The organism is Psychrobacter arcticus 273-4 (assembly GCF_000012305.1).
In the GTDB taxonomy this organism is placed as follows: domain Bacteria; phylum Pseudomonadota; class Gammaproteobacteria; order Pseudomonadales; family Moraxellaceae; genus Psychrobacter; species Psychrobacter arcticus.
This window is the reverse complement of the sequence record NC_007204.1, coordinates 2,580,122-2,596,379: the sequence shown is the minus strand read 5'-3', so window position 1 is coordinate 2,596,379 and position 16,258 is coordinate 2,580,122. Positions and strand designations below refer to the sequence as shown.

The window sequence follows — 16,258 nt, the reverse complement described above, 5'->3', positions numbered from 1 at the left end:
GTAGTCGTTAGCTGTCAACTTTTATTAAAAGTGACCGCTTATCTAAATCAAATATCAATATTGACCGTATTTGATTGATTGGTTATTTTTTTCATGTTCAACTCTTTTGACACTTCCAATACCGTGGTCTGATTGGATTTATCGAGGTACTTTTGTGCTTTATCAACCTCAGTGGTCAAGGTATTGACCGTTTGCTTCATATTCTCAAGTGCTTCAACTTTATAAGTGCTAATCATATCCATGGTGTCATAGATATTGTTAAATGCGTTTTGCAATTTATCAAGCTCAATGGTACTGCTGGTCGCTTGCTCATGAATTTCAAGTGATTGACGCTTGAGCATTGCCGAAGTTGATTCAATCAAGCTACTAGTAGTTTTATTTAAAGCGGTAATTTGGTCAAGTACCAATTTTTGATTGGTCATCGCTTGTGCGACCACGACTGCCGTACGTAAGGCTGAGATAGTGGTGGTAGTGGCGCGATCCACCCCTTTAATTAGCTCTAAGTTGTTTTTACGGATAGTATCTAATGCCAAGTATCCTTGGACGTTCACAGCCAATTGTGTCAAAAAATCCGTGTTTTTTTGGCGCACATAAAACAGCATCTCTTCTTTAATAATACGTGCTTTTTCAGGGTCAGTCGCTTCTATGGCATACACTTTTTGCTCGAGCTGCTCGTCAATCTTTTTACCCACATAGATATATTGGCGAATCGATTGCATAAGCTCCCACATATTGATTTTTTCTTGCTCGATCATAGCATTGTCTTTGAGCAGCTCATCTTTACCATTATAAAGACTGGTCACTACCGCATTAATATGAGATTGCGCTGACTCATACTGACGGAAATAATCCTGTATTTTATTACCAAATGGAATCAAACCAAACAGCTTACGTGAGCTGGTCAGCTCTTTTTTACTGGGGTCTAAATCCTCTACGATACCGCGCAGTTCAGTGAGGGACTTAGCAATAGGGGAATTGTCAAATAAGCTGTCATTTAGGCTTTTAGCGGGTAGCTCTAACATACGGTTAGACACTTGCGCCGATTCACGGATTTCTTTATTACCCAAGTTATGAATAGATTGCACGTTTTGTTGAAATTCAGAGCTGTGTACAGAGTTATTGATAACATGATCGACAAAAGCATCTACCTTGGCATCAAGCTCTGGAATATCGCTTTCATCCAATTTTACCATTTGATCGGCTTCGCTCTTTTGTATCTCTTTAACAGGTTCTGGCGCGGTTAGAGTAATCGTTGGTGTAGAGGTGTTAGCAGGTGGGGTTAATTCTTGCATAAGGCTTCCTATGATATCTAAAAGAGGTTATATTTTTTATCAGCGACATTTATAGTCGTGGTATGGATTATTTTTATCAGTTTAATTGTTTTTATTGGAATTATTCTTCATAAAGATAGAGTAGGTCTTTAGATTACCGTGTAATGAAAAGGTTGAGAAGATGGGTTTTGTAAAGCACTGACGGCTTCATATATTTAACGTAACGATGGTCAACGCGATGTAAGTGTCATATATAACTATAAATATGATTGTTAAGCTTTATATACTAAAAACCACCAATACGCCGTAGCATATTGATGGTTGAAATCATGAATATCTATATAAACACACAGCCACCACTAAGAATAAACTATTAAAAAGTCTATTTCTTCTTAGTAGGTCCTAACAGCATACCCATTTGACGACCTTCCATCTTAGGATACTGTTCGACGTTTGAGATATCAGCCGTATCTTCAATGATACGATCAAGTTGCTTGCGACCAATCTCTTGGTGCGCCATTTCACGTCCGCGGAAACGGATGCTAATTTTAACTTTATCCTGATCTTCTAAGAAGCTGACGATTTTTCTCAGTTTAACCTGATAATCTGCTTCTTCGGTGCTAGGACGAAGCTTCATCTCTTTTAGCTGAGTCTGCTTTTGGTTTTTCTTAGCTTCTTTCGCCTTTTGCTTTTGATCATAGAGGAAATGCTTATAATCCATGATCTTACATACTGGCGGTTTGGCTTCGGGAACCAACTCGACTAAATCTAGACTGTCTTCACGTGCCGCTTTCATCGCGGTGTCGATATCGACCACGCCCATTTGTTCACCGTCTTCTTTGACCAGACGGACTTCTTTGGCACTGATATCTTCATTGATGTTCAAACGGTTTGACTGTTTAATAGGTATTACTCCTGATCTATTTTTGGGGTCTGTCGGCCTTTTTCGGCAACAGCTGTTTCTACTAATATGATAAATTCAGCGACGCTCATCACGCCTAGATTTTCGCCTTCGCGAGTTCTGACGTTGACGCTGCCTGATTCGACTTCTTTATCCCCTAATACTAGCATATAGGGAATACGTTCTAATGTTTTCTCTCGTATCTTAAATCCAATCTTTTCGTTACGCAAGTCACTAATGGCGCGTAAGCCTGATTTTTTCAGCTCGTTTACTACATTTTCACAAGCCTCCGCCTGTTTATCCGTGATATTCATCACTACCACTTGTTGCGGCGCCAGCCATACTGGCATCCAACCAGCATAGTTTTCAATCAAGATACCGATGAAGCGCTCAAATGAACCCAAGATCGCACGGTGCAACATAATCGGTACTTCACGCTCGTTTTGCTCATTAACAAATTCGGCATCGAGACGCTCAGGCATATTTGGGTCAACCTGAATGGTACCGCACTGCCATACGCGACCCAATGAATCTTTCAGACTAAACTCAATCTTGGGACCATAGAATGCGCCTTCACCTGGTAAATAAGCCCAATCAAGACCTGAATTATCTAATGCATCAGCCAAAGCTTTTTCTGCAAAATCCCAAGACTCATCGCTGCCGACACGTTTTTCAGGACGGGTTGAGAGTTTCATAATGATATTGTTAAAACCAAAGTCTTCATAAACAGCAAGGGTCAGCTTAATAAAGTCAGCGACTTCTTGTTGAATCTGTGACTGCGTACAGAAAATATGCGCATCGTCTTGAGTAAAACCACGAACGCGCATTAAACCATGTAGCGAACCTGATGGTTCGTTACGATGGCATGAGCCAAACTCTGCCATGCGTAATGGTAAGTCACGGTAAGATTTTAAGCCTTGATTAAACACTTGTACGTGACATGGGCAGTTCATTGGCTTCACCGCATAATCACGTTTTTCGCTCGACGTGGTAAACATGTTGGTCGCATAATTGCCCCAATGTCCAGAACGCTCCCACAAGCTACGATCGACAATTTGCGGTGTTTTAATTTCTTCATAGCCATTATCTTGCTGTACTTTGCGCATATATTGCTCAAGTACTTGATAAATCGTCCAACCATTGGCATGCCAAAACACCATACCTGGCGCTTGCTCTTGCATATGGAATAGATTAAGCGCTTTACCAATCTTACGATGGTCGCGTTTTTCCGCTTCTTCGATACGCTGGATATAAGTTTTTAAATCTTTCTTATCTGCCCATGCTGTACCATAGATACGTTGCAGTTGTTCGTTTTTTGCATCACCGCGCCAATAAGCGCCTGACATTTTAGTCAATTTGAATACTTTCAAGAATCGCGTATTTGGTACATGCGGACCACGGCACATATCGACATACTCTTGATGATGATATAGACCAAAGGCTTCTTCGCCTGGCATATCGTTAATCAGCTTAAGCTTATAGTCTTCACCACGTTCTTCAAATATCTTAATCACTTCAGCACGTGGCGTTATTTTTTTGATAACGTCATAATCTTGCTTGATCAGCTCCATCATACGTTTTTCAATGGCTGCCATATGCTCAGGCGTAAACGGCGTCTCACTATAGATGTCATAATAAAAACCATCATCGATAACGGGACCAATCACCATTTTTACATCAGGATATAACTGCTTGACTGCATGACCTAATAGATGAGCACATGAATGGCGAATAATATCAACACCATCATCATCTCTTGGCGTTACGATTTCAACTTTGGCATCAGCAACGATAGGGTCGTGTGCATCTACCAAATGACCATCTACACGTCCAGCGACAGTCGCTTTAGCAAGCCCTGTTCCAATACTTTGCGCCACTTCCATGACCGTTGTATTGCCTTCGAAGTTTTTTACACTACCATCGGGTAAAGTAATCGCTACCATAATCTATTCACCTTTTTGCGTCCGTTGGCAGTGATGATTGCAACCATCAATCATATAACCGTAAGACCGCGTCAATTATATCTAACCACTGTGATATGTTGTAAGAGTAGGTATTACCTAAAGACAAAGGCTCAAACAAGCTACCTTTTAGCTAGGACTAATAAGAAGTGTCATTAAGTAATATTATAAAGTCAGCTATTATAGCAAAAACTGCTTATTAACACTAGACAGCCAAGGGCAATGCAATATGTAAAAACAGTTTTATATATAGTTATCGAAGATCTTCTATATATAAGTGCTAGCCATACCTATATCAATGCAATCAAATAAAAAGGATGTTTAATAGTGATAAATGCTACTAAAGTAGGTTTATGAGGGCGTTGGACAGACAGTTTTAAGGAAATTAGATAGCGTGTTCTTAGGATTAAAAGTCTATTTACAAGATGATTTGGAAATAGTAAAATTAAACGATAATCTTAACCCATTGAAAACTATCGACTATTTAAAACCTAGCGAAATTAGTTTAAAAACCTTTCGAAACCCTATTGACACCCATCTAAAACTCTATATAATACGCACCTCATTAAGACGAACTGGAAGCAGTTAGGGTGTGATTACACAATAACTAACCAGTTAACTTAACGAAACAAATTAAAGAAAGAAGTTGACAGACTATTAAAACATGATATGATGGTCAGCTCGCTAAATAGGATAAACCAAATTGGTTTAGGATATTTAGTTGAATACTCCTACTGGACGACAGTGGTGAGACATTATTTAAAAGCATAACTAAAGAACAACTTGTGTGGATTTTTGCTGATTCAGAATGCTAAAAAATAAAGTTGGTTGACTCTCTTTTCGAGAGAATACTAACTATAAAAATTATCATTTAAGACAGTAAAAAAACTCAAAGTTAATTCATTACGAACATAATTTAGAGCGATTTGCCAGATTAAATGAGCCAAGTTTAGTAGCCTCTTTAAAGGGTTACATAGCAAGATTAAACTGAAGAGTTTGATCATGGCTCAGATTGAACGCTGGCGGCAGGCTTAACACATGCAAGTCGAGCGGAAACGATGGTAGCTTGCTACCAGGCGTCGAGCGGCGGACGGGTGAGTAATACTTAGGAATCTACCTAGTAGTGGGGGATAGCACGGGGAAACTCGTATTAATACCGCATACGACCTACGGGAGAAAGGGGGCAGTTTACTGCTCTCGCTATTAGATGAGCCTAAGTCGGATTAGCTAGATGGTGGGGTAAAGGCCTACCATGGCGACGATCTGTAGCTGGTCTGAGAGGATGATCAGCCACACCGGGACTGAGACACGGCCCGGACTCCTACGGGAGGCAGCAGTGGGGAATATTGGACAATGGGGGAAACCCTGATCCAGCCATGCCGCGTGTGTGAAGAAGGCCTTTTGGTTGTAAAGCACTTTAAGCAGTGAAGAAGACTCCATGGTTAATACCCATGGACGATGACATTAGCTGCAGAATAAGCACCGGCTAACTCTGTGCCAGCAGCCGCGGTAATACAGAGGGTGCAAGCGTTAATCGGAATTACTGGGCGTAAAGGGAGCGTAGGTGGCTCGATAAGTCAGATGTGAAATCCCCGGGCTCAACCTGGGAACTGCATCTGATACTGTTGAGCTAGAGTATGTGAGAGGAAGGTAGAATTCCAGGTGTAGCGGTGAAATGCGTAGAGATCTGGAGGAATACCGATGGCGAAGGCAGCCTTCTGGCATAATACTGACACTGAGGCTCGAAAGCGTGGGTAGCAAACAGGATTAGATACCCTGGTAGTCCACGCCGTAAACGATGTCTACTAGTCGTTGGGTCCCTTGAGGACTTAGTGACGCAGCTAACGCAATAAGTAGACCGCCTGGGGAGTACGGCCGCAAGGTTAAAACTCAAATGAATTGACGGGGGCCCGCACAAGCGGTGGAGCATGTGGTTTAATTCGATGCAACGCGAAGAACCTTACCTGGTCTTGACATATCTAGAATCCTGCAGAGATGCGGGAGTGCCTTCGGGAATTAGAATACAGGTGCTGCATGGCTGTCGTCAGCTCGTGTCGTGAGATGTTGGGTTAAGTCCCGCAACGAGCGCAACCCTTGTCCTTAGTTACCAGCGGGTTAAGCCGGGAACTCTAAGGATACTGCCAGTGACAAACTGGAGGAAGGCGGGGACGACGTCAAGTCATCATGGCCCTTACGACCAGGGCTACACACGTGCTACAATGGTAGGTACAGAGGGCAGCTACACAGCGATGTGATGCGAATCTCAAAAAGCCTATCGTAGTCCAGATTGGAGTCTGCAACTCGACTCCATGAAGTAGGAATCGCTAGTAATCGCGGATCAGAATGCCGCGGTGAATACGTTCCCGGGCCTTGTACACACCGCCCGTCACACCATGGGAGTTGATTGCACCAGAAGTGGATAGCTTAACCTTCGGGAAGGCGTTCACCACGGTGTGGTTGATGACTGGGGTGAAGTCGTAACAAGGTAGCCGTAGGGGAACCTGCGGCTGGATCACCTCCTTATAGATGGCATTCGGTCAGCAAGAATTCACAACAAGTTGTTCTTTAGTTTAAGCTAGTTTATTAGCTAGAGGTATATGCCTCGTACAGGCCTGTAGCTCAGCTGGTTAGAGCACCGTGTTGATAACGCGGGGGTCGGCAGTTCAAGTCTGCCCAGGCCTACCATTATTAGGGGCCATAGCTCAGTTGGTAGAGCGCCTGCCTTGCACGCAGGAGGTCAACGGTTCGACTCCGTTTGGCTCCACCACATAATAAACTTTCTTTAGATGCTAATAAATAAATAGGTATCAAATAGAAACAAGTGATTCGCCGAGACATTGGCAAGATTACTTCTTTCTGTTTTATACAGAATCTGTGACTCGACGAGAGCATAGAGACTATTTAAAAACATAGATATGAGTCTGGGTTAGAACAACATGTTCACGTGTTGTTCTAACCTTAGTAATCAGCTCCTTAACGACATCAGTTGTTATCCCAGGAGTTGATTACTAAAAAAGTAAAGAGAACTGAATCAAGCGTATAAAATTAGGTGATATCGTTATCATAATTAGACTTATATAGCACTTAGCAGTCGAAAGACTACTTGGGGTTGTATGGTCAAGTAATGAAGCGCACATGGTGGATGCCTTGGCAGTCAGAGGCGATGAAAGACGTGACAGCCTGCGATAAGCTTCGGGGAGGCGGCAATATCCTGTGATCCGGAGATTTCTGAATGGGGAAACCCACCTACCATAAGGTAGGTATCTTGTACTTGTACAAGAGGCAAACGAGGGGAAGTGAAACATCTCAGTACCCTTAGGAAAAGACATCAAATGAGATTCCCCAAGTAGCGGCGAGCGAACGGGGAGAAGCCGATTAATTCTAATGTAGAAGAACAGCGTGGGAAAGCTGACCGTAGTAGGTGATAGTCCTGTATTCGAAACATTAGAGTTAACATATTAAGTAGGGCGGGACACGAGAAATCCTGTTTGAAGATGGGGGGACCATCCTCCAAGGCTAAATACTCCTGACTGACCGATAGTGAACCAGTACCGTGAGGGAAAGGCGAAAAGAACCCCTGTGAGGGGAGTGAAATAGAACCTGAAACCGTGTGCGTACAAGCAGTGGGAGCCTTAATTTATTAGGGTGACCGCGTACCTTTTGTATAATGGGTCAGCGACTTATGTTCTGTAGCAAGGTTAACCGTTTAGGGGAGCCGTAGGGAAACCGAGTCTTAATAGGGCGTTTAGTTGCAGGGCATAGACCCGAAACCGAGTGATCTATCCATGAGCAGGTTGAAAGTGCCGTAACAGGCACCGGAGGACCGAACCCACTATCGTTGAAAAGCTAGGGGATGACTTGTGGATAGGGGTGAAAGGCTAATCAAACTCGGTGATAGCTGGTTCTCCCCGAAAGCTATTTAGGTAGCGCCTCGGACGAACACCATTGGGGGTAGAGCACTGTTTCGGCTAGGGGGTCATACCGACTTACCAAACCGATGCAAACTCCGAATACCGATGAGTGATATCCGGGAGACACACAGTGGGTGCTAACGTCCATTGTGGAGAGGGAAACAACCCAGACCGCCAGCTAAGGCCCCAAATTCCTAGTTAAGTGGGAAACGAGGTGGGAAGGCATAGACAGCTAGGAGGTTGGCTTAGAAGCAGCCATCCTTTAAAGAAAGCGTAATAGCTCACTAGTCGAGTCGGCCCGCGCGGAAGATGTAACGGGGCTCAAACTAGGAGCCGAAGCTGCGGATTTGAATTTGTTTTCAAGTGGTAGGGGAGCGTTGTGTAAGCCTGTGAAGGTGTGTCGTAAGGCATGCTGGAGGTATCACAAGAGCGAATGCTGACGTGAGTAACGATAATGCGAGTGAAAAGCTCGCACGCCGGAAGATCAAGGGTTCCAGTCCAACGTTAATCGGGGCTGGGTGAGTCGACCCCTAAGGCGAGGCCGAAAGGCGTAGTCGATGGGAAATTGGTTAATATTCCAATACTTGTTTATAATGCGATGGAGGGACGGAGTAGGTTATGCCAGCCTGGCGTTGGTTGTCCAGGTGGAAGGATGTAGGCAGACAGTTTAGGCAAATCCGGACTGTCACTATGCTGAGATCTGATAGCAAGCTGTACTTGTACAGCGAAGTGGCAAATACCATGCTTCCAGGAAAAGCTTCTAAGCAATAGTTATAAACGAATCGTACCCTAAACCGACACAGGTGATCAGGTAGAGAATACCAAGGCGCTTGAGAGAACTCTGCTGAAGGAACTAGGCAAAATGGTACCGTAACTTCGGGAGAAGGTACGCTGCCGATGGTGAAACCCTTGCGGTGTAAGCTATTGGCAGTCGCAGATACCAGGCTGCTGCAACTGTTTATTAAAAACACAGCACTCTGCAAACACGAAAGTGGACGTATAGGGTGTGATGTCTGCCCGGTGCTGGAAGGTTAATTGATGGGGTTAGCGTAAGCGAAGCTCTTGATCGAAGCCCCAGTAAACGGCGGCCGTAACTATAACGGTCCTAAGGTAGCGAAATTCCTTGTCGGGTAAGTTCCGACCTGCACGAATGACATAATGATGGCAGCGCTGTCTCCAGCAGAGACTCAGTGAAATCGAAATCGCAGTGAAGATGCTGTGTACCCGCGGCTAGACGGAAAGACCCCGTGAACCTTTACTACAGCTTTACATTGAACTTTGACCTGACTTGTGCAGGATAGGTGGGAGGCTTTGAAGCAGACACGCTAGTGTTTGTGGAGCCAATCTTGAAATACCACCCTGGTCATGTTGGGGTTCTAACTCAGGTATAACAATACCGAGGACAATGTATGGTGGGTAGTTTGACTGGGGCGGTCTCCTCCTAAAGAGTAACGGAGGAGTACGAAGGTGCGCTCAGACCGGTCGGAAATCGGTCGTAGAGTATAAAGGCAAAAGCGCGCTTAACTGCGAGACCCACAAGTCGAGCAGGTACGAAAGTAGGTCTTAGTGATCCGGTGGTTCTGTATGGAAGGGCCATCGCTCAACGGATAAAAGGTACTCTGGGGATAACAGGCTGATACCGCCCAAGAGTTCATATCGACGGCGGTGTTTGGCACCTCGATGTCGGCTCATCTCATCCTAGGGCTGAAGCAGGTCCTAAGGGTATGGCTGTTCGCCATTTAAAGAGGTACGCGAGCTGGGTTTAGAACGTCGTGAGACAGTTCGGTCCCTATCTACCGTGGGCGTTGGAAATTTGAGAGGATCTGCTCCTAGTACGAGAGGACCAGAGTGGACGAACCTCTGGTGTTCGGGTTGTCACGCCAGTGGCATTGCCCGGTAGCTACGTTCGGATGGGATAATCGCTGAAAGCATCTAAGCGAGAAGCCCACCTCAAGATAAGATTTCCCTAAAGAGCCGTTGAAGACTACGACGTTGATAGGCAGGGTGTGGAAGTGCAGCGATGCATGTAGCTAACCTGTACTAATTGCTCGTTTGGCTTGACCATACAACACCCAAGTGGTTTGTATGAAAGCTCTAATTAATCTATCTTGTATAAGCATTGCTTATAGAATATATATATTTCGATATCACCTTTAACCTTGATTCAGTTAGGTTACAAGTTGGTCGACCAATAGATAATATCTTGACGTCAAAACAATAATAACAGACTCATATCTAACCCCCTTTGCTGACGACAATAGCACGATGGCCCCACCTGATCCCTTACCGAACTCAGAAGTGAAACATCGTCGCGCCAATGGTAGTGTGGTTCGCCCATGTGAGAGTAGGTCATCGTCAGCTCTCTATTCCTGAAAAACCCCCTTCGACATAAGTCGAAGGGGGTTTTTCTTTGCTCGTGGTTTGTAAAAATACGCTGGTTTTACAATTGATTTGAAAATTTAGAAACTAGAGACTGGTTTGAGTTTTTTTAAAGCTCGGCACCTATTTAGCTGGTTGAATAAAATTCATTACATGATATTCCAAGCAATATCCAAGTTTATAACAGTCTTAAAACTGTCCGATTTTAGCTCAATAGAAGATCTACAAAAATATTTATCGTTTAAAGCCAAAGCCATCCAAATAAGCATTTCTTCTAACCCATTGAAAACTATCGACTATTTAAAACCTAGCGAAATTAGTTTAAAAACCTTTCGAAACCCTATTGACACCCATCTAAAACTCTATATAATACGCACCTCATTAAGACAAACCGGAAGCAGTTAAGGTGTGATTACACAATAACTAACCAGTTAACTTAACGAAACAAATTAAAGAAAGAAGTTGACAGACTATTAAAACATGATATGATGGTCAGCTCGCTAAATAGGATAAACCAAATTGGTTTAGGATATTTAGTTGAATACTCCTACTGGACGACAGTGGTGAGACATTATTTAAAAGCATAACTAAAGAACAACTTGTGTGGATTTTTGCTGATTCAGAATGCTAAAAAATAAAGTTGGTTGACTCTCTTTTCGAGAGAATACTAACTATAAAAATTATCATTTAAGACAGTAAAAAAACTCAAAGTTAATTCATTACGAACATAATTTAGAGCGATTTGCCAGATTAAATGAGCCAAGTTTAGTAGCCTCTTTAAAGGGTTACATAGCAAGATTAAACTGAAGAGTTTGATCATGGCTCAGATTGAACGCTGGCGGCAGGCTTAACACATGCAAGTCGAGCGGAAACGATGGTAGCTTGCTACCAGGCGTCGAGCGGCGGACGGGTGAGTAATACTTAGGAATCTACCTAGTAGTGGGGGATAGCACGGGGAAACTCGTATTAATACCGCATACGACCTACGGGAGAAAGGGGGCAGTTTACTGCTCTCGCTATTAGATGAGCCTAAGTCGGATTAGCTAGATGGTGGGGTAAAGGCCTACCATGGCGACGATCTGTAGCTGGTCTGAGAGGATGATCAGCCACACCGGGACTGAGACACGGCCCGGACTCCTACGGGAGGCAGCAGTGGGGAATATTGGACAATGGGGGAAACCCTGATCCAGCCATGCCGCGTGTGTGAAGAAGGCCTTTTGGTTGTAAAGCACTTTAAGCAGTGAAGAAGACTCCATGGTTAATACCCATGGACGATGACATTAGCTGCAGAATAAGCACCGGCTAACTCTGTGCCAGCAGCCGCGGTAATACAGAGGGTGCAAGCGTTAATCGGAATTACTGGGCGTAAAGGGAGCGTAGGTGGCTCGATAAGTCAGATGTGAAATCCCCGGGCTCAACCTGGGAACTGCATCTGATACTGTTGAGCTAGAGTATGTGAGAGGAAGGTAGAATTCCAGGTGTAGCGGTGAAATGCGTAGAGATCTGGAGGAATACCGATGGCGAAGGCAGCCTTCTGGCATAATACTGACACTGAGGCTCGAAAGCGTGGGTAGCAAACAGGATTAGATACCCTGGTAGTCCACGCCGTAAACGATGTCTACTAGTCGTTGGGTCCCTTGAGGACTTAGTGACGCAGCTAACGCAATAAGTAGACCGCCTGGGGAGTACGGCCGCAAGGTTAAAACTCAAATGAATTGACGGGGGCCCGCACAAGCGGTGGAGCATGTGGTTTAATTCGATGCAACGCGAAGAACCTTACCTGGTCTTGACATATCTAGAATCCTGCAGAGATGCGGGAGTGCCTTCGGGAATTAGAATACAGGTGCTGCATGGCTGTCGTCAGCTCGTGTCGTGAGATGTTGGGTTAAGTCCCGCAACGAGCGCAACCCTTGTCCTTAGTTACCAGCGGGTTAAGCCGGGAACTCTAAGGATACTGCCAGTGACAAACTGGAGGAAGGCGGGGACGACGTCAAGTCATCATGGCCCTTACGACCAGGGCTACACACGTGCTACAATGGTAGGTACAGAGGGCAGCTACACAGCGATGTGATGCGAATCTCAAAAAGCCTATCGTAGTCCAGATTGGAGTCTGCAACTCGACTCCATGAAGTAGGAATCGCTAGTAATCGCGGATCAGAATGCCGCGGTGAATACGTTCCCGGGCCTTGTACACACCGCCCGTCACACCATGGGAGTTGATTGCACCAGAAGTGGATAGCTTAACCTTCGGGAAGGCGTTCACCACGGTGTGGTTGATGACTGGGGTGAAGTCGTAACAAGGTAGCCGTAGGGGAACCTGCGGCTGGATCACCTCCTTATAGATGGCATTCGGTCAGCAAGAATTCACAACAAGTTGTTCTTTAGTTTAAGCTAGTTTATTAGCTAGAGGTATATGCCTCGTACAGGCCTGTAGCTCAGCTGGTTAGAGCACCGTGTTGATAACGCGGGGGTCGGCAGTTCAAGTCTGCCCAGGCCTACCATTATTAGGGGCCATAGCTCAGTTGGTAGAGCGCCTGCCTTGCACGCAGGAGGTCAACGGTTCGACTCCGTTTGGCTCCACCACATAATAAACTTTCTTTAGATGCTAATAAATAAATAGGTATCAAATAGAAACAAGTGATTCGCCGAGACATTGGCAAGATTACTTCTTTCTGTTTTATACAGAATCTGTGACTCGACGAGAGCATAGAGACTATTTAAAAACATAGATATGAGTCTGGGTTAGAACAACATGTTCACGTGTTGTTCTAACCTTAGTAATCAGCTCCTTAACGACATCAGTTGTTATCCCAGGAGTTGATTACTAAAAAAGTAAAGAGAACTGAATCAAGCGTATAAAATTAGGTGATATCGTTATCATAATTAGACTTATATAGCACTTAGCAGTCGAAAGACTACTTGGGGTTGTATGGTCAAGTAATGAAGCGCACATGGTGGATGCCTTGGCAGTCAGAGGCGATGAAAGACGTGACAGCCTGCGATAAGCTTCGGGGAGGCGGCAATATCCTGTGATCCGGAGATTTCTGAATGGGGAAACCCACCTACCATAAGGTAGGTATCTTGTACTTGTACAAGAGGCAAACGAGGGGAAGTGAAACATCTCAGTACCCTTAGGAAAAGACATCAAATGAGATTCCCCAAGTAGCGGCGAGCGAACGGGGAGAAGCCGATTAATTCTAATGTAGAAGAACAGCGTGGGAAAGCTGACCGTAGTAGGTGATAGTCCTGTATTCGAAACATTAGAGTTAACATATTAAGTAGGGCGGGACACGAGAAATCCTGTTTGAAGATGGGGGGACCATCCTCCAAGGCTAAATACTCCTGACTGACCGATAGTGAACCAGTACCGTGAGGGAAAGGCGAAAAGAACCCCTGTGAGGGGAGTGAAATAGAACCTGAAACCGTGTGCGTACAAGCAGTGGGAGCCTTAATTTATTAGGGTGACCGCGTACCTTTTGTATAATGGGTCAGCGACTTATGTTCTGTAGCAAGGTTAACCGTTTAGGGGAGCCGTAGGGAAACCGAGTCTTAATAGGGCGTTTAGTTGCAGGGCATAGACCCGAAACCGAGTGATCTATCCATGAGCAGGTTGAAAGTGCCGTAACAGGCACCGGAGGACCGAACCCACTATCGTTGAAAAGCTAGGGGATGACTTGTGGATAGGGGTGAAAGGCTAATCAAACTCGGTGATAGCTGGTTCTCCCCGAAAGCTATTTAGGTAGCGCCTCGGACGAACACCATTGGGGGTAGAGCACTGTTTCGGCTAGGGGGTCATACCGACTTACCAAACCGATGCAAACTCCGAATACCGATGAGTGATATCCGGGAGACACACAGTGGGTGCTAACGTCCATTGTGGAGAGGGAAACAACCCAGACCGCCAGCTAAGGCCCCAAATTCCTAGTTAAGTGGGAAACGAGGTGGGAAGGCATAGACAGCTAGGAGGTTGGCTTAGAAGCAGCCATCCTTTAAAGAAAGCGTAATAGCTCACTAGTCGAGTCGGCCCGCGCGGAAGATGTAACGGGGCTCAAACTAGGAGCCGAAGCTGCGGATTTGAATTTGTTTTCAAGTGGTAGGGGAGCGTTGTGTAAGCCTGTGAAGGTGTGTCGTAAGGCATGCTGGAGGTATCACAAGAGCGAATGCTGACGTGAGTAACGATAATGCGAGTGAAAAGCTCGCACGCCGGAAGATCAAGGGTTCCAGTCCAACGTTAATCGGGGCTGGGTGAGTCGACCCCTAAGGCGAGGCCGAAAGGCGTAGTCGATGGGAAATTGGTTAATATTCCAATACTTGTTTATAATGCGATGGAGGGACGGAGTAGGTTATGCCAGCCTGGCGTTGGTTGTCCAGGTGGAAGGATGTAGGCAGACAGTTTAGGCAAATCCGGACTGTCACTATGCTGAGATCTGATAGCAAGCTGTACTTGTACAGCGAAGTGGCAAATACCATGCTTCCAGGAAAAGCTTCTAAGCAATAGTTATAAACGAATCGTACCCTAAACCGACACAGGTGATCAGGTAGAGAATACCAAGGCGCTTGAGAGAACTCTGCTGAAGGAACTAGGCAAAATGGTACCGTAACTTCGGGAGAAGGTACGCTGCCGATGGTGAAACCCTTGCGGTGTAAGCTATTGGCAGTCGCAGATACCAGGCTGCTGCAACTGTTTATTAAAAACACAGCACTCTGCAAACACGAAAGTGGACGTATAGGGTGTGATGTCTGCCCGGTGCTGGAAGGTTAATTGATGGGGTTAGCGTAAGCGAAGCTCTTGATCGAAGCCCCAGTAAACGGCGGCCGTAACTATAACGGTCCTAAGGTAGCGAAATTCCTTGTCGGGTAAGTTCCGACCTGCACGAATGACATAATGATGGCAGCGCTGTCTCCAGCAGAGACTCAGTGAAATCGAAATCGCAGTGAAGATGCTGTGTACCCGCGGCTAGACGGAAAGACCCCGTGAACCTTTACTACAGCTTTACATTGAACTTTGACCTGACTTGTGCAGGATAGGTGGGAGGCTTTGAAGCAGACACGCTAGTGTTTGTGGAGCCAATCTTGAAATACCACCCTGGTCATGTTGGGGTTCTAACTCAGGTATAACAATACCGAGGACAATGTATGGTGGGTAGTTTGACTGGGGCGGTCTCCTCCTAAAGAGTAACGGAGGAGTACGAAGGTGCGCTCAGACCGGTCGGAAATCGGTCGTAGAGTATAAAGGCAAAAGCGCGCTTAACTGCGAGACCCACAAGTCGAGCAGGTACGAAAGTAGGTCTTAGTGATCCGGTGGTTCTGTATGGAAGGGCCATCGCTCAACGGATAAAAGGTACTCTGGGGATAACAGGCTGATACCGCCCAAGAGTTCATATCGACGGCGGTGTTTGGCACCTCGATGTCGGCTCATCTCATCCTAGGGCTGAAGCAGGTCCTAAGGGTATGGCTGTTCGCCATTTAAAGAGGTACGCGAGCTGGGTTTAGAACGTCGTGAGACAGTTCGGTCCCTATCTACCGTGGGCGTTGGAAATTTGAGAGGATCTGCTCCTAGTACGAGAGGACCAGAGTGGACGAACCTCTGGTGTTCGGGTTGTCACGCCAGTGGCATTGCCCGGTAGCTACGTTCGGATGGGATAATCGCTGAAAGCATCTAAGCGAGAAGCCCACCTCAAGATAAGATTTCCCTAAAGAGCCGTTGAAGACTACGACGTTGATAGGCAGGGTGTGGAAGTGCAGCGATGCATGTAGCTAACCTGTACTAATTGCTCGTTTGGCTTGACCATACAACACCCAAGTGGTTTGTATGAAAGCTCTAATTAATCTATC

Annotated in this window: 3 protein-coding genes, 4 tRNA genes and 5 rRNA genes; 9 read left to right on the top strand and 3 right to left on the bottom strand. The window is 45.4% G+C overall.

From position 1 onward, the window contains the following. Positions 1-47: 47 nt before the first annotated feature. From PSYC_RS10930 to thrS, 3 genes are all read right to left on the bottom strand, one after another. A complete protein-coding gene (locus tag PSYC_RS10930) occupies positions 48-1,292 on the bottom strand; it encodes a toxic anion resistance protein (protein ID WP_011281353.1) in 1,245 nt (414 codons plus the stop codon). Positions 1,293-1,653: 361 nt separating this feature from the next. Then, positions 1,654-2,157: a translation initiation factor IF-3 gene (gene infC, locus PSYC_RS10925; protein ID WP_011281352.1), complete on the bottom strand. Its 504-nt coding sequence runs from the start codon at positions 2,155-2,157 to the stop codon at positions 1,654-1,656. Positions 2,158-2,180: 23 nt separating this feature from the next. Beyond that, positions 2,181-4,115, bottom strand: a complete 1,935-nt coding sequence (gene thrS / locus PSYC_RS10920) for a threonine--tRNA ligase (RefSeq protein WP_011281351.1) — start codon at positions 4,113-4,115, stop codon at positions 2,181-2,183. Between the two features lie 1,002 nt (positions 4,116-5,117). Here thrS and PSYC_RS10915 point away from each other — a divergent pair. From PSYC_RS10915 to PSYC_RS10875, 9 genes are all read left to right on the top strand, one after another. Then, positions 5,118-6,656, top strand: a 16S ribosomal RNA gene (locus PSYC_RS10915). 85 nt (positions 6,657-6,741) lie between these two features. Continuing rightward, positions 6,742-6,818, top strand: a tRNA-Ile gene (locus PSYC_RS10910). 6 nt (positions 6,819-6,824) lie between these two features. Continuing rightward, positions 6,825-6,900, top strand: a tRNA-Ala gene (locus tag PSYC_RS10905). 348 nt (positions 6,901-7,248) lie between these two features. After that, positions 7,249-10,109, top strand: a 23S ribosomal RNA gene (locus tag PSYC_RS10900). A gap of 182 nt (positions 10,110-10,291) precedes the next feature. Beyond that, positions 10,292-10,405: ribosomal RNA gene (rrf, locus tag PSYC_RS10895) — 5S ribosomal RNA — on the top strand. Positions 10,406-11,223: 818 nt separating this feature from the next. After that, positions 11,224-12,762, top strand: a 16S ribosomal RNA gene (locus PSYC_RS10890). 85 nt (positions 12,763-12,847) lie between these two features. Beyond that, positions 12,848-12,924 (top strand) — tRNA-Ile (locus PSYC_RS10885). Positions 12,925-12,930: 6 nt separating this feature from the next. Beyond that, positions 12,931-13,006: transfer RNA gene (locus tag PSYC_RS10880), tRNA-Ala, on the top strand. Between the two features lie 348 nt (positions 13,007-13,354). Then, positions 13,355-16,215 (top strand): 23S ribosomal RNA (locus PSYC_RS10875). Together the 16S, 23S and 5S rRNA genes with 4 tRNA genes alongside form the textbook arrangement of a ribosomal RNA operon. The last annotated feature ends 43 nt before the right edge of the window (positions 16,216-16,258 follow it).

What these genes read in the sequence shown, in the direction of transcription:
- PSYC_RS10930 (WP_011281353.1), bottom strand. Translation starts at nt 1,292, where the DNA reads ATGCAAGAATTAACCCCACCTGCTAACACCTCTACACCAACGATTACT.
- thrS (WP_011281351.1), bottom strand. Translation starts at nt 4,115, where the DNA reads ATGGTAGCGATTACTTTACCCGATGGTAGTGTAAAAAACTTCGAAGGC.